The sequence below is a fragment of the Bradyrhizobium sp. BR 10261 genome (assembly GCF_019455395.1).
GTDB classification, from domain to species: Bacteria; Pseudomonadota; Alphaproteobacteria; order Rhizobiales; family Xanthobacteraceae; genus Bradyrhizobium; species Bradyrhizobium manausense.
Genome location: NZ_JACOFQ010000012.1, coordinates 194,485 through 213,069, shown reverse-complemented (window position 1 = coordinate 213,069; position 18,585 = coordinate 194,485). Strand labels below are relative to the sequence as shown.

Annotated in this window: 18 protein-coding genes; 4 read left to right on the top strand and 14 right to left on the bottom strand. The window is 64.2% G+C overall.

Annotated elements, in window-relative coordinates:
* Positions 1-35 precede the first annotated feature (35 nt).
* Positions 36-1,382 carry a caspase family protein gene (locus HYH07_RS16840; protein ID WP_220003529.1) on the bottom strand — a complete coding sequence of 449 codons (1,347 nt, stop codon included), beginning with the start codon at positions 1,380-1,382 and terminating at the stop codon, positions 36-38.
* 266 nt (positions 1,383-1,648) lie between these two features.
* On the opposite strand from HYH07_RS16840, the gene cax reads away from it, so the two are divergent.
* Positions 1,649-2,749, top strand: coding sequence for a calcium/proton exchanger (gene cax, locus HYH07_RS16835; protein WP_220003528.1), 1,101 nt, complete (start codon positions 1,649-1,651; stop codon positions 2,747-2,749).
* Positions 2,750-2,787: 38 nt separating this feature from the next.
* On the opposite strand, the gene HYH07_RS16830 is transcribed toward cax, so the two are convergent.
* The 11 genes from HYH07_RS16830 to lptF all read right to left on the bottom strand — a co-directional run bounded on the left by HYH07_RS16830 (position 2,788) and on the right by lptF (position 12,723).
* A complete protein-coding gene (locus HYH07_RS16830; RefSeq protein WP_220003527.1) occupies positions 2,788-3,009 on the bottom strand; it encodes a hypothetical protein in 222 nt (73 codons plus the stop codon).
* A 58-nt stretch (positions 3,010-3,067) separates the two neighbouring features.
* Positions 3,068-3,244 (bottom strand): hypothetical protein, encoded by a 177-nt coding sequence (locus HYH07_RS16825; RefSeq protein ID WP_220003526.1) that lies wholly within the window; start codon positions 3,242-3,244, stop codon positions 3,068-3,070.
* Positions 3,245-3,282: 38 nt separating this feature from the next.
* Complete coding sequence (locus HYH07_RS16820; protein WP_220003525.1) at positions 3,283-3,474, bottom strand: hypothetical protein; 192 nt, start codon at positions 3,472-3,474, stop codon at positions 3,283-3,285.
* Positions 3,475-3,733: 259 nt separating this feature from the next.
* A complete protein-coding gene (locus HYH07_RS16815) occupies positions 3,734-3,961 on the bottom strand; it encodes a hypothetical protein (protein WP_220003524.1) in 228 nt (75 codons plus the stop codon).
* A 51-nt stretch (positions 3,962-4,012) separates the two neighbouring features.
* The gene (locus HYH07_RS16810) at positions 4,013-5,071 is read right to left on the bottom strand and encodes an alcohol dehydrogenase (protein WP_220003523.1); all 1,059 of its coding nucleotides are present in this window, start codon (positions 5,069-5,071) and stop codon (positions 4,013-4,015) included.
* Positions 5,072-5,096: 25 nt separating this feature from the next.
* Positions 5,097-5,951, bottom strand: a complete 855-nt coding sequence (rsmA, locus tag HYH07_RS16805) for a 16S rRNA (adenine(1518)-N(6)/adenine(1519)-N(6))-dimethyltransferase RsmA (protein ID WP_220003522.1) — start codon at positions 5,949-5,951, stop codon at positions 5,097-5,099.
* On the bottom strand, positions 5,951-6,961 hold the full coding sequence (gene pdxA / locus HYH07_RS16800; protein ID WP_220003521.1) for a 4-hydroxythreonine-4-phosphate dehydrogenase PdxA: 1,011 nt from the start codon (positions 6,959-6,961) through the stop codon (positions 5,951-5,953). Before pdxA ends, rsmA begins: the two co-directional genes overlap by 1 nt.
* The gene (locus tag HYH07_RS16795) at positions 6,961-7,905 is read right to left on the bottom strand and encodes a SurA N-terminal domain-containing protein (protein WP_220003520.1); all 945 of its coding nucleotides are present in this window, start codon (positions 7,903-7,905) and stop codon (positions 6,961-6,963) included. Before HYH07_RS16795 ends, pdxA begins: the two co-directional genes overlap by 1 nt.
* A gap of 68 nt (positions 7,906-7,973) precedes the next feature.
* On the bottom strand, positions 7,974-10,460 hold the full coding sequence (locus HYH07_RS16790) for an LPS-assembly protein LptD (RefSeq protein ID WP_220003519.1): 2,487 nt from the start codon (positions 10,458-10,460) through the stop codon (positions 7,974-7,976).
* Positions 10,460-11,557 carry an LPS export ABC transporter permease LptG gene (lptG, locus tag HYH07_RS16785; RefSeq protein WP_220003518.1) on the bottom strand — a complete coding sequence of 366 codons (1,098 nt, stop codon included), beginning with the start codon at positions 11,555-11,557 and terminating at the stop codon, positions 10,460-10,462. The genes HYH07_RS16790 and lptG overlap by 1 nt, the downstream gene beginning before the upstream one ends.
* Entirely contained in the window at positions 11,554-12,723 is a 1,170-nt protein-coding gene (gene lptF / locus HYH07_RS16780) for an LPS export ABC transporter permease LptF (protein WP_220003517.1), read from the bottom strand. Before lptF ends, lptG begins: the two co-directional genes overlap by 4 nt.
* A gap of 342 nt (positions 12,724-13,065) precedes the next feature.
* Here lptF and HYH07_RS16775 point away from each other — a divergent pair, with 342 nt between their 5' ends.
* From HYH07_RS16775 to HYH07_RS16765, 3 genes are all read left to right on the top strand, one after another.
* Positions 13,066-14,565 carry a leucyl aminopeptidase gene (locus tag HYH07_RS16775; RefSeq protein WP_220003516.1) on the top strand — a complete coding sequence of 500 codons (1,500 nt, stop codon included), beginning with the start codon at positions 13,066-13,068 and terminating at the stop codon, positions 14,563-14,565.
* Positions 14,562-15,014, top strand: coding sequence for a DNA polymerase III subunit chi (locus tag HYH07_RS16770; protein ID WP_220003515.1), 453 nt, complete (start codon positions 14,562-14,564; stop codon positions 15,012-15,014). The genes HYH07_RS16775 and HYH07_RS16770 overlap by 4 nt, the downstream gene beginning before the upstream one ends.
* A 166-nt stretch (positions 15,015-15,180) precedes the next feature.
* On the top strand, positions 15,181-15,678 hold the full coding sequence (locus tag HYH07_RS16765) for a hypothetical protein (RefSeq protein WP_220003550.1): 498 nt from the start codon (positions 15,181-15,183) through the stop codon (positions 15,676-15,678).
* A 30-nt stretch (positions 15,679-15,708) separates the two neighbouring features.
* On the opposite strand, the gene HYH07_RS16760 is transcribed toward HYH07_RS16765, so the two are convergent.
* Positions 15,709-16,497 carry a class I SAM-dependent methyltransferase gene (locus HYH07_RS16760; protein WP_220003514.1) on the bottom strand — a complete coding sequence of 263 codons (789 nt, stop codon included), beginning with the start codon at positions 16,495-16,497 and terminating at the stop codon, positions 15,709-15,711.
* 24 nt (positions 16,498-16,521) lie between these two features.
* Positions 16,522-18,210, bottom strand: a complete 1,689-nt coding sequence (locus tag HYH07_RS16755) for an AMP-binding protein (RefSeq protein WP_220003513.1) — start codon at positions 18,208-18,210, stop codon at positions 16,522-16,524.
* Positions 18,211-18,585: the final 375 nt, after the last annotated feature.

Genomic DNA, 18,585 nt, shown 5'->3' with positions numbered 1-18,585 from the left:
CAGAAATCCATCATCATCAAATATCGGCGGCAAGATCAACGACCGGAGCCGTCGGCACAGACGGCGCCAATAATGCGGCAAGCTTTGCCAGCCTTGCCGCAATCGTCAAGCGCGGCGTCTTTCGCGCGCTGGATACTGTCGCGCTGGACCAGCGACCAGGATTTGTCCGAGATCGCGAATGCGCCACAGCTCTTGCCGTAGAAGGAGAGCTCGATCGCGCATTTGGCGCCGGCGCAATTGCCGCGCGCATCCGCCACCGCCGCGCGGCGCGAGGCGTGATTCCACGAGATGCCCCATTTGTTGCTGTCGGGCCCGTAGACGATCGAGCCCCACGGCTTGAGATCCTCCATCTTGCGCATCCGCAGCAGCAGGCCCTCGGTGGCTTCGCCTGTTGGCGCCATGGCAATGCGCTGTTGAAGTTTCGTGATGGCGCGCGTCAGCCCGTCGGGCGTATCAGGATCGAAATTGAGCTCGTAGAGCCGCTCGTTCAACTCGCTCAGCAGCGCGGCATCGCGCAGCGGAACGCGGTCGGGATCGGCGCGGAGGCGCTCTGACGGCAATGGATCTGGCTGCATCGCCGCGACCGGTGGTGGCGCAGTTTGCGTCGGTGGCACGAAATAGAACGTGCCGTCGATCGGCGAGGACGACACCCAGGGTTGCTGCGCGCCTCCGGTGGCGCGCTTCACGGCGAGGCCCACCTGGTTGAAGGTCTGGAACACGTCGAGGCCTGCGGTGCGGACGGTCGTGGCGAGCGCCTTGGTGTAGGGGCTGTGACCGTCGCTGCCGTCCTGAGCGACATTGCCGGGCTGGGTCGCATAGGAGATCAGCGTGCCCTCGGGCGCGCGCATCTGCGCAAGGCCTCCTTCGGAGGCACGCAGGCCGCGCGAGCCAAAGGGGTTGTTGCGGCAGGCGTCGAGGATGACGAGGTTGAGCCGCGTACCGGAGCCCTGCATCTGCCGCAGCACCAGGTTCACGTCGGTCATCTGGAAGTCGACGTCGGCCTCGCGGGTCGGATTGGCGCCGACGGGCACGAGATAGTTGGAGCCGGCGACCTGGACGCCGTGGCCGGCATAGTAGAACAGCGCAACGTCGGCGCCCTGCACTTGGCGACCAAAGCTCTGCACGGCGATGTCCATCGCGGCCTTGTCGAGATCGAGCTGGGCATGGCCGCCGACAAGCGCGAAGCCGAGCGCGCCGAGCGTGTCGGCCATCAGCGTCGCGTCCTTGGACGGATTGTCGAGCGGCGTGATGTTCTTGTAGGCGGAGTTGCCGACCACAAGCGCGACGCGCTTCTCGGCGAGAGCCGGCTGGCTCGCGACGGCGAGCGCGGCCGCGACCAGCGCCGCCAGCATCAGGACGCGATTGAAAATCCTCGCGTGCATGAAAGCCCCCAAATCAATGGTGTGTAATCTACCAGCTCGGCGCGCTCGCGAAAAGCGGTGTGGACATTCCGTACCGCTGCGGCCTTCCGTAGCTCGTGGCCGGAAAGGAGTAGGACGCATCCTGCCGCGGCAGCTTTTGCCCGAGGCTTGCTTTGTGAGATCGCCGGCGGCACCCGCGCCGATCCGGGCGCCACTTGACATACATCAACAGCCGCGGTGGGCGGCCTTGCGAGGTTTGGGCGTCGTCGGGTGGTGGGGCTGGGGCCATGAACCTGCTGTTCAAGGAAGTCCGATCTAATCCTTTGCTCTGGATGCTCGTGTTCGTGCCCATTGTGCTGGTCGTCGAGCACGCAGCTCCATCCTCTCACACGACGTTGTTCGTGCTGTCGGTTCTCGCCATCGTGCCTCTTGCCGCGCTGCTGAGCCAGGCGACCGAAAGTGTTGCGGAAAGGACGGGCGATGCGATTGGCGGCTTGCTCAATGCAACATTGGGAAACCTCACCGAATTGATCATCGCCATCGCCGCGCTCCAGGCGGGAGAATACATGCTGGTAAAGGCATCGATTGCCGGCGCGATCGTAACAAACTCGCTCTTCATGCTTGGCGCCTCGTTTCTGCTCGGCGGACTTCGGACTCATGTCCAGGAATACAATCGTGCCGGCGGACGGCTGTACGCGTCACTTCTGTTGATGGCGACGATTGCGCTTCTCACGCCAGCCGCGGTTGCCGACCTTGATCTGGCGCGAGGCGACGTGATGGCGCAGAAGCTCAGTGCGGGCCTCGCCGTGCTGCTGATATCTGCTTATGGACTGGGTCTGTTGTTCTCGCTTCGGACCCACAAGGAGCTATTTGCCAGCCAAGACCATGGCGAGGTCGGCGGCGGCTGGCCGATCGGACTGGCCGTCGGCACGCTCCTCGTGGTGACGGTGCTGGTTGCCCTGGTGAGCGAGATCTTCGTGAGTTCGGTACAGAAGGCGGGCGAGACGTTGGGATTGAGCCCGGCTTTTGTCGGCTTCATCATCGTCGCGCTGGTCGGCGCCGCCGCTGAAATGGCGGTGGCGTTTTCTGCGGCACGCAAGAACCGGCTCGACATGAGCGTGAGCATCGCGCTCGGAAGCGCGTCCCAAATCGCCCTTTTTGTTGCGCCGGTGCTGGTGCTGCTCAGCTATGTCGTCGGCCCAAAGCCGATGGACTTGCAGTTCTGGCCGGGCGCCGTAACCATGGTCATGATCGCGACCGTGACCGCCTGTTTCATCACCAATGGCGGCCGGTCAGCATGGTTCATCGGAGCCTTGCTTTTGTTCATCTACGCGATCTTCGCCATGACCCTGTATATGGTGCCGCCCGGGGCCCATGGTCAGATCTGACGTCCCGCGCTGTCAGCTCGATCTCGGAGCGACAAGGCTCACCTCCACACGCGCCCCAGCTTCAGCGCCAGCAGCCCGAGCACGCCGCTGATCAGCCCGATCATCGCATAAGACTGCGCAAACACACCGGTCTGCACAAAGACCTGTGCCGCGATGGCAAAGCAAATGGCGGCGAGAAGCAGGCAGGCGAAGCCGACGATCAGCGCAAGAACGCGTATAGCGACTGCGACAGGCCTGGCACCAGATGCGGAATGGTTCATGCGGGAATCATGACCAGGCGCTGACGGAGTTCTCGACCGGCAGGCACGGGATGAAGCATCACTTGCTTGCGCAACAATCGACCAGTAGGCGCCAGATGCGCTGGATCTCGACGGACCTCTGCATCTCGAGCACGCGGTTCTCGCTGGCACGGGAGGAGGGAGCTACGGGGTTGAGTTCGCGCGGCGCGATCCAACGTTCGGAGATCGGATCGTACCATTTGCCGGGATTCACCAAGTTCGTATCTCCTCTTCATGCCCCCTTCGTTTCTGCGCCTATCCCATGCGCCGGTTGCTGGTGTTCTGGGTCAGATTGCCGTGGGCGGCCTGCTCACGGATGTTCTGTTTCTCGTCGTCGCGATGGCCCTTGGTCGTGTCGACGCAAACGGTGGGCGCGCTGCCGGCGCCCATATGGCTCTTGTTCTCGTCGGGAACAGGCCGCACGGACTTTGTCAGCGGCTTCGTCATGCGGTTCAGACTCCGTCGTTGCCTTGACGAGAGGTCAACGCGCTGGACGCAGACGGTGTTCCAAGCTTAATTGGATCGCGGGCGAGATGGACGCTTCATGCCAGGCGGCCTCGGCATCAGTAAGCGCTTCGCCCGCTGTGTTGCCTCTCCGCCACGCTTCGAACTCTGTTCTTCACCGGAGAACACCGGATGGTTCGAAAACGGAACATACGCTCTGTTCAACAGTAAACAGAGCGTATGCGCAGATGGCTTGCGGCCCCTACCCGAGGCGGGCCTCGCGCGCCGCCGACTCCCGGTTCGCGCGCCGGTACGCATCGATCGCTCGGTTGGCGAGCATCAGCGGTCGGCGCTCGCCGGTTCTGAGTTGCGCTTCGATCGCGTCGAGAATGATGTCCGCAGACGCATCGGGCGGCCCGAGCTCGCCGGTCTTCTCGAGGAAGCTCCAGGCGATGAAGAATGCGCTTTCGACCGTACAGCGAATGGACATGCGCTGCCAACGCGGTGCGGCCGAAGCCGTTCCGCGCGCGGCGGCGAGACGTTAGTTCTTCAGCACGATGCGGCCGACCACCTTGCCGGCGCGCAATTCGTCGATCCACTTCTGGACGTCGCCCATCGGCTCTTCGCGCATCGGCGTCGGCTTGATCTTGCCGGCGCGCGCGAGCGTCATCAGCTCATGCGCCTCGGCAAGCGTGCCGACCATGAAACCCTCGACGGTGAGGCGTTTGTAGACCCATTGCACCATCGGCAGCGTGAACTGGCCGCCCATCAGGCCCGACACCACGACCTTGCCGCCGCGCGCGGCGACCGCGACCGCAAACGCCATCGACTTTTCGTTGCCGGCGAAATCGACCACCTCGTCGAAGCCGCCATCGGTCTCCTTCAGGATACGCTTGATGATTTCGGGCTCGGATGGATCATAGGCGACGGCTGCGCCGTTCTTCAGCGCGGTCTCGCGCGCGGCCGGCGACAGATCGGCAACCGTGATCGGCTGCTTGAACATCGCCTGCGCGAACGACAGGCCCATCATGCCGACGCCGCCAAGACCGATCAGCAGCAGATTGCGCTGGCGCGGGCGATCGACGAGGCGCTTGAGCGCGCCGTAGGCGGTGACGCCCGAGCACATCAAGGTCGCGGCCTGGTTGACGGGCAGGGGATCGTAATCGAGCAGATATTTGGCGTCGGGCACCAGCACGTGGCTGGCGAAGCCGCCGTCGATGGAGACGCCGAGGAAGCGCTGCTTGGCGCAGAGATTCTCGTCGCCGTTCTTGCAGTCGTGGCACTGGCCGCAGCCGATCCAGGGAAACACCGCTTTCTTCGAGCCGACGAGGCCTGCCGGTACGTCAGGGCCGACTTCGTCGACGACGCCGGCGATCTCATGACCGAGCGTGAAGGGCAGCGTCATGCCGCGTGTGGTGTCGAGCTTCTTGCCGCCGCCGAGATCGGCATAGCCATCCTGGATGTGCAGGTCGGAATGGCAGAGGCCGCAGCGCTCGATGCGCACCAGCACCTCGGCAGCCCTGGGCTTTGGCGTATCGACGATGGTCTCGCACAGAGGCGCATCGAACTTGACCAGCGACTGCCGACGCATCAACGCCATTTTTCTTCCTCCGGAATTCTCATTGTCAGGCTTCGCTGCGTATATCCGCCAATTCACGCGCCATGGCAACAAAACCGGAGATGGGAATCGTCTCGGCGCGCCGCGTCGCATCGACGCCGGCGGCCGCAGCAAGCCGCGCCGGATCAGCTTGAAGCGATTTCAGGCTCTGCCGCAGCATTTTCCGGCGCTGGCCGAAGGCCGCGGCTGCGACCTGCTCGAGCAGTTTGCGATCGCACGGCAGAGGCTCGTGGCGCGGCACCAGGCGCACGACGGAGGAGGTGACTTTCGGCGGCGGCACAAAGGCGGACGGCGCAATGTCGAACAGGATCTTCGTCTCGCAGCGCCAGTTGGCGAGCACGCCGAGCCGGCCATAGGCCTCCTCATCCTCTCGCGCGACGATGCGCTCGCCGACCTCGCGCTGAAACATCAGCACCATCATGTCGTACCAAGGCGGCCAGGGCTCGGTGGTGAGCCAATTGATCAGAAGCGGGGTCGCGATGTTGTAGGGCAGGTTGGCGACGATCTTGGCGCGCTCGCCGTTGAGCAGCGGGCGCGGGTCGAAAGTCATGGCATCGCCATGCACGATCTCGAGCCTGTCAGGGTAGCGGGCGGAAATATCCTGCAAGGCGGGAATGGCCCGCTCGTCATGCTCGATGGCGATGACGCGCCTGGCGCCGAGCGCGAGCAGCGCCCGGGTCAGTCCGCCGGGGCCGGGGCCGATCTCGACGATGACGCTCTGTTCGAGCGGCGCGGCCGCGCGGGCGATGCGCGCGGTAAGGTTGAGATCGAGCAGAAAGTTCTGACCGAGCGATTTGCGCGCCGACAGAGCGTGCCGGCGAATGACCTCGCGCAGCGGCGGGAGGTCGTCGATCGCGCTCATCAGCTGTTCGCAGCCGCCATGCGGCTGGCAAGCTTCAGCGCGGCGATCAGGCTCGCGGGGTTCGCCTTGCCGGTGCCGGCGATGTCGAATGCGGTGCCGTGATCCGGCGAGGTGCGGATGAAGGGCAGGCCGAGCGTGACGTTGACGGCGTCGTCGAACGCAACGGTCTTGATCGGGATCAGCGCCTGGTCGTGATACATGCAGACGGCGCAGTCATAGAGGCTGCGCGCGGCTTCATGGAACATGGTGTCGGCGGGCAGCGGCCCCCTGGCGTCGATACCGTCGTTGCGCAGAACCTTGAGCGCCGGCGCGATCACGGTCTGCTCCTCATGGCCGAGCGAGCCGTCCTCGCCGGCATGCGGATTCAGTCCTGATACCGCGATACGCGGTTGCGCAATGCCGAAACGGGATCTCAGCTCGGTCGCAACGATTCGTACGGTCGAGACGATGAGATCGCTCGTGAGCTGGGTGAGGGCATCGCGCAACGACACGTGGATCGTCACCGGCACCACGGCGAGCCGCGGCGACCACAGCATCATCACCGGCTGCGGCACGCGGCCGTCCGCTTCCGCGAGTAGAGCAAGGAATTCGGTGTGGCCGGGATGGCGGAAGCCGGCGCGGTAGAGCACGCTCTTGGCAATGGGATTGGTGACGACAGCGCTGGCCTGGCCCGCCCGCACGTCGGCGACCGCCTCGCGGATCGAGGCAAGCGCGGCCGGTGCGCTCGATGCGTCGGGTTTGCCCGGCTCTGCGGTCGCGTGCTTGCCGGTCGCAACTACGGGCAGGGCGCCGGCAAAGGCGGCCTCGGTCTCGCCCGGGCTCACCGAGGCGATCTCGATATCGGCGCCGAGCGCTTTGGCACGCCGGGCGATGAGGGCCTCGTCGCCGCGCAGGTAGAAGGCGGGCAGGTCGAGCTCGTGGCGCCTCAGCCAGGCGGCGATGGTGATGTCGGGGCCGATGCCGGCGGGCTCTCCAAGCGTGAGCGCGAGAGGCTTTGCGGGAGCGGCCATCAGCGGTTGCGATATTCGATCATCGCCGCCTTGCGGAGCTCGTCGAGATAGGCCTTCTGGGTCTTCTCGTATTTCTCCACATACATCTTGTCGCGGATCTCACGCTTCTTCGGCGTATCGATGGTGGTCGGCTTGCGGTCGCACAGCACCACCATCTCGATACCCGCCTTGGTCACCTCGGGCGCGGTCAGATGACCGATTGGAGTGTCGTCGAGCACCTTGCGCAGCGCCTCCGGCAGGTCGGCGGTGGTCTTGGTGACGCTCTCGCGGATGGTGGCGTTCGGCGTCGAGCGGAACAGCGAATTGGCTTCCTCGCAGCTCCCGATGCGGGCGCGATAGGTCTCGGCTTCTTTCATCCGCGACTCCTGCAAGCCCGCGGACGAGCCGCGCGGCACGATCAGCACGATCGGCTGCATCTTGTATTCGGTGCCCTCGATCTGGAGCTTCTCGGTGCCGCCTTCGCGCACCTTGTCGGCGACATCCTTTTCGCCGACGATCAGCTTCTCCTTGAACCGGCCGCGCACGAGGCTGGTCCAGACCATCTCGGACTTCATGCGGTTCTTGAGAACTTCAGGACGCACGCCCTTGACCTCGAGCGACTTGGCGAGCTGGTCGGGCGTGATGCGCATGCGCTGCGCCATGGCCTCGAAGGACTGGTTGACGTCGGCGGCGGTGGGATCGACGCCGTATTTCTTGCCTTCCTTGAGCTTGAGCTTGTCGTCGATCAGCGTGTTGATGACGTCCTGCCGGCTCGGCGTCTTCTGCGTCGTCAGCGCGTCGAGCTTGGAGCGCTGCTCGATGTCGAAATCGGTGATGGGATCGCCGTTGACCATTACCACGATGTTCTGCGCCCGCGCCGGCGCACCGGCGAGGACGAGCACGGCGATCAACAAGGCGCCGAGTACAGGAGGGAGGAGGCGGAACACAGGCAAGGAGGTCGTCATGGTTGTCGCTCGCATGTCAGCCGAAATGATCCTGCGATAGGGATCGCGCGGCCGGCATTTGGACGGGTTCACTGAATGCCGGCGGAACTGCTGGACCCCGTGGAGGTGGCCAGAGTGCGCAAGCCGATCTGGAACATGAACGCGTGGCTCAGCACGGGCGGCGCGGTGCCCGCGGAGTAGCTATACGAAGTTACATAGTTCGCCGCCAGCACGAAGCAATCGTCGACATAGCCGGCGCCGAGCACATATTGGTTGATCTTGTTGGCTTCGAGGTCCCAGCGCGCCGAACCTGTCACCACCCAGTTGGCGGCGACCTTGAGCGAGCCCGAGGTCAGGATGCCCTCGCGGCGGGTCAGGTAGCCGAGCTCCGGCTGGGCCGCGTAATTGCCGTACATCATGCTGACCGACCAGCGATTGAAGTTGGCGCGGCCTTCGGCCTCGAAGCGCTCCACGTTCCAGGTCTGCTCGTCCATGCGGGAGCGGACGCTGAACGTATAGGTGCTGTTCGGCGAATAGCTGGCGCTGGCGACATAATCCGAGCGCGGCTTGTCGAGGCCGGAATTGATGCCGGTATTGATGGAGTCCTGGACTGCGAAGGAGTTCATGCCGAACAGCTGGTAGGACTGGCCGAACAGCACCTTGACCGCGCCGCCCCGGTCGAACTGCGTGGTCGACTGCACGCCGACATTGGCGCGGCCGCCGCCCTCGACGCGGTCATAGCCGGAGAACTTGTCGACATTGAACAGGTTCGAGGCGTCGAACACCATGCTCTGCGCATCCTCGTTCGGAAGCCTGCCGGCATAGGTCTCGTTCGGACGGATGATGACCTGCGCGATCGGCTCGATGGTGGTCGAGCCCCAGGGCTGAACGTTGATGAAGGGATAACGGTATTCGAGGCCGACGGTGGGCATCAGGCGGAACGCCTGGGTGTCGCCGACGGGCAGGTAGTTCGACACGCCCGGCTGGTTCGAGACGTCGGAGTTGATCGCGTCGGCGCGCAGGATCGCGAACGGCGTCCAGATCTCGCCGAACGGATCGGTGTAGGACTTGCGCCATCGCGCTTCCGCCGACAGGCGGGTGTAGGTGCCGGGGAAGCCGCGCAGCAGGCACTGCGTCGGCGTGCGCGCGAGCGGATCGGCCGAGGTCATCGTGCACAGGCCGTTGGTGTTGGCCGTCGTCGTGATCGGATCGAACGCCGCATCGTTACGCGTCAGATTGACGAAATTGGTCTTGTAGGAGACCTCGCCACCGAAGATCGGATAGTTGAGCACGTTCGAGTAGTCGATCACGGGATAGACGACCGGGACCTGCTGCTGGTTGCCCGAGAAGCTCAGGAAGTACATCGTGCGGGCATCGAAGAAGCTGCGATTGCCGACGCCGGTGAGATAGAGCTGCGAGATCGCTTCAGTCGGCAGATACAGGAACGAGGCTTGTGGGTCGCGATAGGCCGACAGGCGGTAGTCCGAGAAGAAATAGTAGTCGGACATCAGGACGCCGTCCCAACCCCAGACCCACTTGTCGTTCAGTGCGAACTGGCCCTTGGTCTCGACGGCGCCGCGGAACTGACGATCGCCGGGCTGACCGGCGAGCGCGCTGCGGTCGAGCTGGTCGATGCCGTAGACGCGCACCTGGTAGGCGCCGTCCAGCAGGCGCTGGCGGAATTCGGCCTGGAACAGCACGCCCTGCCTGGAGGTGATGCGCGGATTGAAGGTCGCGTCCATATCGGGCGCGATCGCCCAATAGAACGGGACTTCGACGCCGTAGCCGAACGGCGTGTTCGAGGTGAAGCCCGGCATCAGGAAGCCGGTCTTGCGCTTCACGGTCGGGTCGGGCGTCGAGAAATAGGGCATGTAGGCGAGCGGCACGCCGAAGAATTCGAGCTGCGCCGTCTCGAAATACAGCATCTTCTCCTGCTGGTCGTGGATGATGCGGGCACCCTTGACCTGCCAGAGCGGCGGCTTCTTCGGATCGTCCCGGCACGGCGCGCAGGCCGTGTAGACGCCGTTCTCGAACACGGTGTAGTTGCCCGAGGAGCGGTCCGCGCGGGTCGCGGCCATGCGGGTCTGGTCCTCGGTGTCCACGCGCAGCGAATCGACGAAACCGTCGCGGTAGTCGTCGGACAGGTCCAGCATCTCGGCATAGGTGATCTTGCCGTCGGCATCCGTCATGCGGATGTTGCCCTCGGCATGCAGCCGCTTGGTCTTCTGGTCGTAGATGACCCTGTCGGCCTCGACGCTGGTGCCGTTGTAGAACAGCTGGACGTTGCCGACCGCCGAGACGCGCGAATTGTTGTAGTCGTAGTCGACCTCGGTCGCCTGCACGAGCATCTGGCCGTCATTGCTGGCCCGCGGCGGCTTCGGACGCGGCGGCAGCGGATTGTAGGTGAAGCCTTGCGCGGCAGCGGGCGCGAGCGCGGCAAGATCCATCATTCCGGCGAGCGAGGCGACGGCAAGAGCGGCCAGCGCGAGCTTGCGGATGGACAAGCCGCATCCGTTCGCGCGCACCATGTTGCGCTGCGCCCAGCCAGCCAGATGTCCTCGGCGGACGGCCGTCACTATCCGTCCTCCTGGTACAGCAAGGCCAAAAAGCCGGTGAGGCCGCCCACCACTACGGGCAACCACGCCGCAGCGATCGGATGCATCAACTCAGCCTTGCTCAAGTCTTCAGTCACTTTCGACAGAACGTAGAGCAGAAAGCCTGCGCCCACGCCACTCAAAACCATCTTCTGTACGCCGCCCATCCGGAAGAAGCGCAACGACACGGAGGCCGCGAGCATCACCATGGCTGCGAGCAAAAACGGCTGTGCCAGGAGCTTGTGATACTGGAGTCGATAGCCGGCTGTCGCGAAGCCCGAGCTCTCGGACGAACTGATGTAGCTCGGTAGTTGCCAAAAGGACACAGTCTCGGGTGTGGAAAAGCTGTTGCGAACCTGCGCCTCGGTCAGCGTCGTCGGAATCTCGAGGCTGGCCTGGTCGACCGGCGGGGAGTCGAGGGTGAAACGGCGCACGCCCTTGAACAGCCAATGGCCGGATTCGAGCGTCGCCTCGCGCGCCTCGATCCGCTCCTTGAAGTGCTGATCTGTGTCAAACCGGAACAGCGTGAGGCCCGTGAGCCGGATGCCCTGCTGCTCGCTGCGCGCGGCGTTGATGATGGTCTGGCCGTCGCTGGTCACCTGGTTGAGCCAGAAGCCCGAGGCGTCCTGGATGCCGCCGCCGGGCGCCGAGCCGAACAGCTCGGCTTCCATGCGCTTGGACAGCTCGCGCAAATTGGCCGACATCGGGTTGTAGGCGACCGTGGCGAGCACGCCGATCACGAGTGCGCTGCCGAGCGCCGGCGAGATGAACTGCCAGGCCGAGATGCCGGCGGCGCGCGCCACCACGAGCTCGAGCCGGCGGGAGAGGGCGAGATAGCAGGTCATCGCGCCGATCAGCATGCAGAATGGTGTCAGCTTCTCCAGCAGTTGCGGCACCCGGAACAACGAGGTCTCGGCCACCATGACAGCGGAGGCGGACGCGAGCCCTGAGGTCTTGCGCACCATCTCGATGTAGTCGACCAGCACCAGCAGCAGGAAAATGCCCGCGAACACGCCAAGCGCGTTGACCACGAAGCGGCCGGCGAAATAGCGCCCGAGCGTGTTGGTGAGCATGCTCATGCGGCGGCCGGCCGTCCGAACAGCCGCGCGATCCGCGCGTTCGACCTGTTGATGGCCTCCAGCAGGCCGGGCGGCGGCTCGACCACGATGCCGCCGATGATCATCCACAGCCCGACGCAGATGGCTCCGAGAACCATCGCGTATTGGACCAGCACCGGACCTTCTGATTTCACCGCCATCACCGAGCAGGCGAAGCCCGCCATGCGCAGTCCGAACACGGCGAGGATCGAGGTGCCGATCGAGAAATTGCGGCTCTGGCGCGTGGTGCGGGGCGCGCCAAGGAAGGCGAAGGTCAGCACCGCAAAGGCGAACGGATAGATCGGCGCCAACAGGCTGTCATGCAGGGCCGAACGGAATTGCCCGGGGATCTGCCTGTAAACGGGATCGTCCTCGGAAGGGGCGAACAGCTCCCAGAGATAGCGCTCGCGAATGCCGAGGGTGACGTCGCGACCCTGGTTGCCGAACTTGGACATGTCGAAGCCGTAGCGGCCGAAGGCCACCAGTGCGGGGTCGCGCTTGCCGGCCTCGAAGCGTTGGAGATTGCCGGTCTTCAGCACCAGAAACGAGCCGTTCTCGTTCTTCACGACCTCGCCCTCTTCGGCGACGATCGAGACGCGCTCGTTCGGATCGCGGCGGTCGTCGATGAAGATGCCCTCGAGAATGCCACCGGGCTTGCGCTCGCGGATGCGGATCGTCAGGTTCTTGTCGAGCTGGGCGAAGCGGCCTGGCTGCAGGATGTTGGTGAGCACGTCGGCTGTGATCTCGGCGTCCCATTGCTTGATCCGCCGCATGCCATCGGGGGCGAGGTAGGCCGCGATGAAGGCGACCAGCAGCGCCACCACGCAGGTGGCGTAGAAGAACGGATAGAACAGCCGGAACGGCGAGAAGCCGGCGGCATTCATCACGATGATTTCCGAATCGGTCGCGAGCTTGTTCAGCGTGTGTGAGATCGCGATCATCAGCGCGATCGGCGAGATGATCAGGACCAGCGCCGGGATGACGAGGCTGGTGATGCCGAGGAAGGTCATGATGGTCTGACCCTGGCTCGTCATCAGGTCGATGCCGCGCAACGCCTGCGTAATCCAGATCACGCCGGTGAGGCTGACCAGGACCAGCGCAAACGACGCCAGCGTCGTGCGGAAAATATACCTATCGATCGACCCCATGCGCTACCGCACGAATCCCACCAAAGCCCCAACGCGCGCACCGAAAATTCCGGTCGGTCGACCAATCCCTGACAGGGATCCCCCAGGTCGCCCAACCACCTCTTCCGGCAGCTTACCTTCTCACTACCATCCCTTTGATCCGTCAACAAAATGGCTGACCCGTGGCACCGTCAATATATGGTTAATATTTCCCTCGATGTGACCTCCACGCCACGGGCGGTGCTTGGCATCGACCGCTGATCTCGCCCATAGTGTCGAACGCAGAGTGAATCGCCGTTCAGGTCCGGCTCTCGGCCGTATCGATCGATCGGCAAAAAGCCCCATGTTTTCGAGGAGTTACCTATGTCCGATGCCATCAAGGTCGGCTTCGTCCCGCTCGCTTCCGCCGCCCGTGGCATTCTGGTCGTGTTCTGTGACGACGCCCTGAAGGTTGGGCCGGCAAGCGCCAAGGCGCTCGGCGGCGCCAGCGAAGTTGTGAAGCGGGCGGCGGCGGCCGGCTCGTTCAAGGGCAAAAGCGGTACCGCCTTGGACATCCTCGCCCCCGAAGGCCTCAAGGCCGAACGGCTGATCGTGATCGGGACCGGGAAGGCCTCAAGCCTGAAGGGCAGCGACTTCCTCAAGTTCGGCGGCATGGCGGCCAGCAAGCTCAAGGCGGGTTCCGCGTCCATGACCATCATGGCGGAACTGCCTGATGATGCCATGACCACCGAGCAGGCGGTTGCGATCGCCTCGGGCCTGCGCTTACGCGCCTACAAGTTCGACCGCTACAAGACCAAGAAGAAGGACGGCGAGGAGGGCGCCTTGCGCGCCGACGTCTCGCTGGCGGTCGGCGATGCGACTGCTGCGAAGAAGGCTTTTGCCTCGGCCGGCGCGGTGGTCGACGGCGTCATCATCGCGCGCGATCTCGTCAACGAGCCGCCGAACGTGCTGTATCCCGAAGAGTTCGCGCGCCGCGCCGGCCAGCTCAGGAAGCTCGGCGTCAGGATCGAGGTGCTCGACGTCAAGGCGATGCAGAAGCTCGGCATGGGCGCGCTGCTCGGCGTTGGCCAGGGTTCGGCCCGGCCGAGCCGCACCGTGATCATGCGCTGGGACGGCGGCAAGAAGGGCGAGGCGCCGGTCGCCTTCGTCGGCAAGGGCGTCTGCTTCGACACCGGCGGCATCTCGATCAAGCCGGCCGGCAGCATGGAGGACATGAAGGGCGACATGGGCGGGGCGGCCTGCGTCGTCGGCCTGATGCATGCGCTGGCGGCGCGCAAAGCCAAGGTCAATGTGGTCGGCGCCATCGGCCTCGTCGAGAACATGCCCGACGGCAATGCGCAGCGGCCCGGCGACATCGTCACCTCGATGTCGGGCCAGACCATCGAGATCATCAACACCGACGCCGAAGGCCGCCTCGTGCTGGCCGACGTGCTCTGGTACGTCGCGAAGAAGACCAAGCCGAAATTCATGGTGGACCTGGCGACGCTGACCGGCGCGATCGTGGTTGCGCTCGGCACCGATCATGCCGGCATGTTCTCCAACAATGACGAGCTCGCCGAGCGCCTGCTCGCGGCCGGCATCGAGAGCGGCGAGAAGGTGTGGCGCCTGCCGCTCGGCCCCGAATACGACAAGCTGATCGACTCCCAGTTCGCCGACATGAAGAACACCGGCGGCCGTCACGGTGGCTCGATCACCGCGGCGCAGTTCCTGCAACGTTTCGTCGACGGTGTGCCCTGGGCGCATCTCGACATCGCCGGCACCGCGATGGGCGCGCCCAAGACCGACATCAACCAGAGCTGGGGAAGCGGCTATGGCGTCCGTCTGCTCGATCGCCTGGTGGCGGATCATTACGAGCGCAAATGACGGAAGTTCTGTTCTACCATCTGCAAAACATGACGGTTGAGAACGTCTTGCCGCCGCTTCTCGAGAAATCGCTCGAGCGCGGCTGGCGCGTCGTGGTGCAGTCGACCTCGCCCGAGCGCGCCGATGCACTCGACGCACATCTATGGACCTATCGCGACGATTCCTTCCTGCCGCATGCGACATGGCGGGTGAACGATGTTGCCGAGCAGCCGATCGTGCTGGCGATCGAGGCCGACAATCCGAACGGCGCCAATGTCCGCTTCCTGGTCGACAGCGCCGCGTTGCCCGAGGATGCGGGAGGCTACGAGCGCGTGGTGCTGCTATTCAACGGCGATGATCCGGACGCGCTTGCGATGGCCCGCAGCACCTGGACGGATTGCAAGGCGCGCGGATTTGAGGTCACCTATTGGCAGGCCGACGAACGCGGCCGGTGGCAGCGGCGGAATTAGCTGCCACTTGCAATTAATGATAATTTGGACTTTCAAGGGCAGATTGGTTTCGGCCACCTTCGTGCCGCAAAGTGATGTTGGGACAATCGCTTAGGGCTGCTCCTTCATGCGGGGAATTCAGGTTATCGTGCGACATCAAAAGCTTCCAAAGTCACTCATCGTCGTGTTGGTCGCCGTCGCGCCGCTGATGGCGGGCTGCGCTGGCGCATCCGATATGCTGACGTCCGCCAAGGACGCTGAGTGGTTCAATAAGCCGAGCCGTCTGTTCATCAAGAACATCTCGATCGAGTCGCCGCCGCTGACCCCCGACAAGCCTGTTGGAGCTGAGGATCTCGTCAGCGCCGACGGTGCCTGTCCCGGCATGGCGCCGTCCGGTCCCGCCGACGCCAATGCATCGACCACGCCGCCGGCGCCCACGGGCGGGACGGTCGCGCTCGGTCACACCGAATGCGACGTGGTGCGCGGCATCGGCGCGCCGTCGACCGTCAATCTCTCCAGCGATGCCGCCGGCCGTCGCGTCGCGCTGGTCACCTGGACGACGGGTCCGCGCGCGGGCATCTACACCTTCACCTCGGGGCGCCTCTCCGCGATCGAAGGCACGCCGGAGCCGCCGGTGGTCGCCAAGCCGGCGAAGCCGAAGGCGAAGAAGAAGGCGGCGACCTGACGCATCGTCGGGCCTCCGTCGCCGAGATCATCAAGCGGCTTTGCGTCCCTTGATCGCAGTCGCGGAAGCATGAACCGTGATCTTCCCGGACGCACTCGCCGGCAGTCGCGCCTCTAACCGGCGCCTGAGCTCCGCGCTCTCCGCGTCCGACAGCTTGCCCACGATGCCGCTCGGGCTGCTGACGACCATCGACAGCCAATAATCCTCGAAGTCGGCGAAGGTCCGCTCGACGACCAGCTCGCGGGTTTCGATCTCATGCAGGCCGAGTTCCGCCCACAGCGCCTTCAGCGCTTCGAAGCGCGAGATGTCGGCGCTCGGCGGACGGGCTGCGGGGATGCCGAGGGCATCCAGCTCTTCCCACAGCGGCTGGGTCGGTGTGCCGCCCCGCACGATGTCCCAGGTATAGGATGCGACCATGCCGCCGGGCTTGGTGACGCGGACCATTTCCGAGGCGCCCTTGCGCGGGTCGGGGACGAAGAACAGCACCAAGGCCATCACAGCGGCATCGAAGCGGTTGGCGTCATAGGGCAGGGCCATCGCATCGCCGATCGAGAGCTCGACCGCCTTTGCCGAGAACTTCTGGCGCGCCGTTGCAATCTGTGCGTCCGAGGGATCGATCGCGGAAACGGATGACGGGGCGGATTTCGCCAGAAGAAGCTCGGTGAATGCACCGTTGCCGGCGCCCACGTCCACCCAGCTCAATCCGGGGCGGAGCGCCAGCCAGTCGAGGAAGAGCGTTCCGGCCGATCGGCTCCAGGGTGACATGAAGCGCTCGTAAGCCGCGCCGTCGGTGAATTTGATCGGTTCGGGTGCAGACACCTGGCATCTCCCTGCGCGCGCATTTTATGCAGTCTTTTGCACGTTCAATTGCAATTCATCGATCATTCGCTGGCGCATCACGAATTTCTGGATCTTGCCGGTCACCGTCGTCGGGAATTCATCGACGAAGCGGATGTAGCGCGGGATCTTGAAGTGGGCGATGCGGTCCTTGCAGAACGACCTGACGTCCAGCTCTGTCATGGTGCCGCCCTGCTTGAGCCTGATCCAGGCGCAAAGCTCTTCGCCGAAGCGTTCGTCGGGGATACCGAACACTTGCGCGTCGGCAACCGCCGGATGCTGGTAGAGCACGTTCTCGATCTCGACGGGGTAGACGTTCTCGCCGCCGCGGATCGCCATGTCCTTGCTGCGGCCGACGACATTGCCGTAGCCCTCCGCGTCGAAGGTGCCGAGATCGCCGGTGTGCATCCAGCCGTCGGCATCGATCGCCTCGCGGGTCTTCTCCGGATCGTTCCAGTAGCCCAGCATCACGGAATAACCGCGCGTGCAGAACTCGCCCGGCGCGCCGACAGGGACGGTGTTGCCATCTGTGTCGACGATCTTGACCTCGACATGCGGATGGATGCGGCCGACGCTGCCGACCTTGCGTTCGATCGGATCATCGGTCGAGGTCTGCAGGCAGACCGGGCTGGTCTCGGTCATGCCGAAGATGATGGTGAGATCGCGCAAGTGCATGTCGGACAGGCAGCGCTTCATCATCTCGATCGGGCAGGGGGCGCCGCCGGCCCAGCCGGTGCGCAGCGAGCCCAAGTCGAAGCGCGAGAACTCGGGGTGGTTCAACATTGCCAAGAACATCGTCGGGACACCGCCGACGCCGGTGCAGCGTTCGGCCGCCATCGTTTCGAGCGAAGCGAGCGGATCGAACCATTCGGACGGCAACACCATCGTGGCGCCGTGGGCGATGCACATCAGCGTACCCACCACCATGCCGCCACAGTGATAGAGCGGCACCTGGATGCAATATCTGTCGTTGCCGGTCAGGCCCATGGTCCGGCCGACGAAGAAGGCGTTGTTGAGGATGTTGCGATGGCTCAGCGTGGCGCCCTTGGGCGAGCCCGTGGTGCCACTGGTGAACTGGATGTTCACCGCGTCGGTGTTCTTCAGCTCCGTGCTCAATTCTCTCAGCTGCGCGCGAGAGCGATCCGTCGCCATCTTCTGAACCGCATCGAAGCGGATGAACCCTGGGGCATCCGTGCCGATGCAGATCAGAAGTTTCAGGGACGGCAGTTTCGCCGCATTCAAGTGACCGGGCGATGAGGTCGCAATCTCCGGTGCAAGCGTGTTCAACATGCTGATGTAGTCACTGGTCTTGAAAGACGCCGCGGTGACCAGCGCGGCGCATCCGACCTTGTTGAGCGCGTATTCCAGCTCACCGACGCGATAGGCCGGGTTGATGTTCACCAGGATCAGGCCGGCTTTGGCGGTGGCGAACTGCGTGAGGATCCATTCCGCATTGTTGGGCGACCAGATCCCGACGCGTTCGCCGCGTTTCAAACCGAGCGCCAGGAAGCCGGCGGCCAGGTCATCGACCTGTTGGCGCACCTGCTTGAAGCTCCAGCGGATGCCTTGATGCCGGACGACCAGAGCTTCGCGTTCCGACAGCCGCTCGCAGGCCTGGTCGAAGAAAGCTCCAATCGTGTCCTCGATGAGGGGCGTATCGGTTGATCCGCGGACGTGGCTCTCGGTGATCGGCATGACACCTCCTTCGCCAATTTCATCCAAATCGAAATCAATTCGGCCGACGGCTTGCGATCGCCGGGCCACAAAACAGCAAAACTAAAAATTGGCGCAAGCCTATGAGGCGCCGGGCCAACGCGCAAGCAAGTAGTGAACAGGTGTAGCAAAAGTTTGCAATGAAATCTCGGCTGGAGGCTTGTCGCACTGGCACGGCCCGATCGGTGGTTGAATACAGCGCCTTAGCTCGCCGCTCGTCGAACTGCGCATCGCCTCTAACCATTGCTCTTCCGCGCGCGCCTCTCCGCCGTGGGGCCGGATCATTCGCGATGCGCTGACACCCCCTTGCAGACACATCGCACGGGATCGACCGCGCTTGATCTGGATCATGGAGCT

Coding starts and splice junctions, on each gene's coding strand:
- HYH07_RS16840 (WP_220003529.1), bottom strand. CDS start 1,382: ATGCACGCGAGGATTTTCAATCGCGTCCTGATGCTGGCGGCGCTGGTC.
- cax (WP_220003528.1), top strand. CDS start 1,649: ATGAACCTGCTGTTCAAGGAAGTCCGATCTAATCCTTTGCTCTGGATG.
- HYH07_RS16830 (WP_220003527.1), bottom strand. CDS start 3,009: ATGAACCATTCCGCATCTGGTGCCAGGCCTGTCGCAGTCGCTATACGC.
- HYH07_RS16820 (WP_220003525.1), bottom strand. CDS start 3,474: ATGACGAAGCCGCTGACAAAGTCCGTGCGGCCTGTTCCCGACGAGAAC.
- HYH07_RS16815 (WP_220003524.1), bottom strand. CDS start 3,961: ATGTCCATTCGCTGTACGGTCGAAAGCGCATTCTTCATCGCCTGGAGC.
- HYH07_RS16810 (WP_220003523.1), bottom strand. CDS start 5,071: ATGGCGTTGATGCGTCGGCAGTCGCTGGTCAAGTTCGATGCGCCTCTG.
- rsmA (WP_220003522.1), bottom strand. CDS start 5,951: ATGAGCGCGATCGACGACCTCCCGCCGCTGCGCGAGGTCATTCGCCGG.
- pdxA (WP_220003521.1), bottom strand. CDS start 6,961: ATGGCCGCTCCCGCAAAGCCTCTCGCGCTCACGCTTGGAGAGCCCGCC.
- HYH07_RS16795 (WP_220003520.1), bottom strand. CDS start 7,905: ATGACGACCTCCTTGCCTGTGTTCCGCCTCCTCCCTCCTGTACTCGGC.
- lptG (WP_220003518.1), bottom strand. CDS start 11,557: ATGAGCATGCTCACCAACACGCTCGGGCGCTATTTCGCCGGCCGCTTC.
- lptF (WP_220003517.1), bottom strand. CDS start 12,723: ATGGGGTCGATCGATAGGTATATTTTCCGCACGACGCTGGCGTCGTTT.
- HYH07_RS16775 (WP_220003516.1), top strand. CDS start 13,066: ATGTCCGATGCCATCAAGGTCGGCTTCGTCCCGCTCGCTTCCGCCGCC.
- HYH07_RS16770 (WP_220003515.1), top strand. CDS start 14,562: ATGACGGAAGTTCTGTTCTACCATCTGCAAAACATGACGGTTGAGAAC.
- HYH07_RS16755 (WP_220003513.1), bottom strand. CDS start 18,210: ATGCCGATCACCGAGAGCCACGTCCGCGGATCAACCGATACGCCCCTC.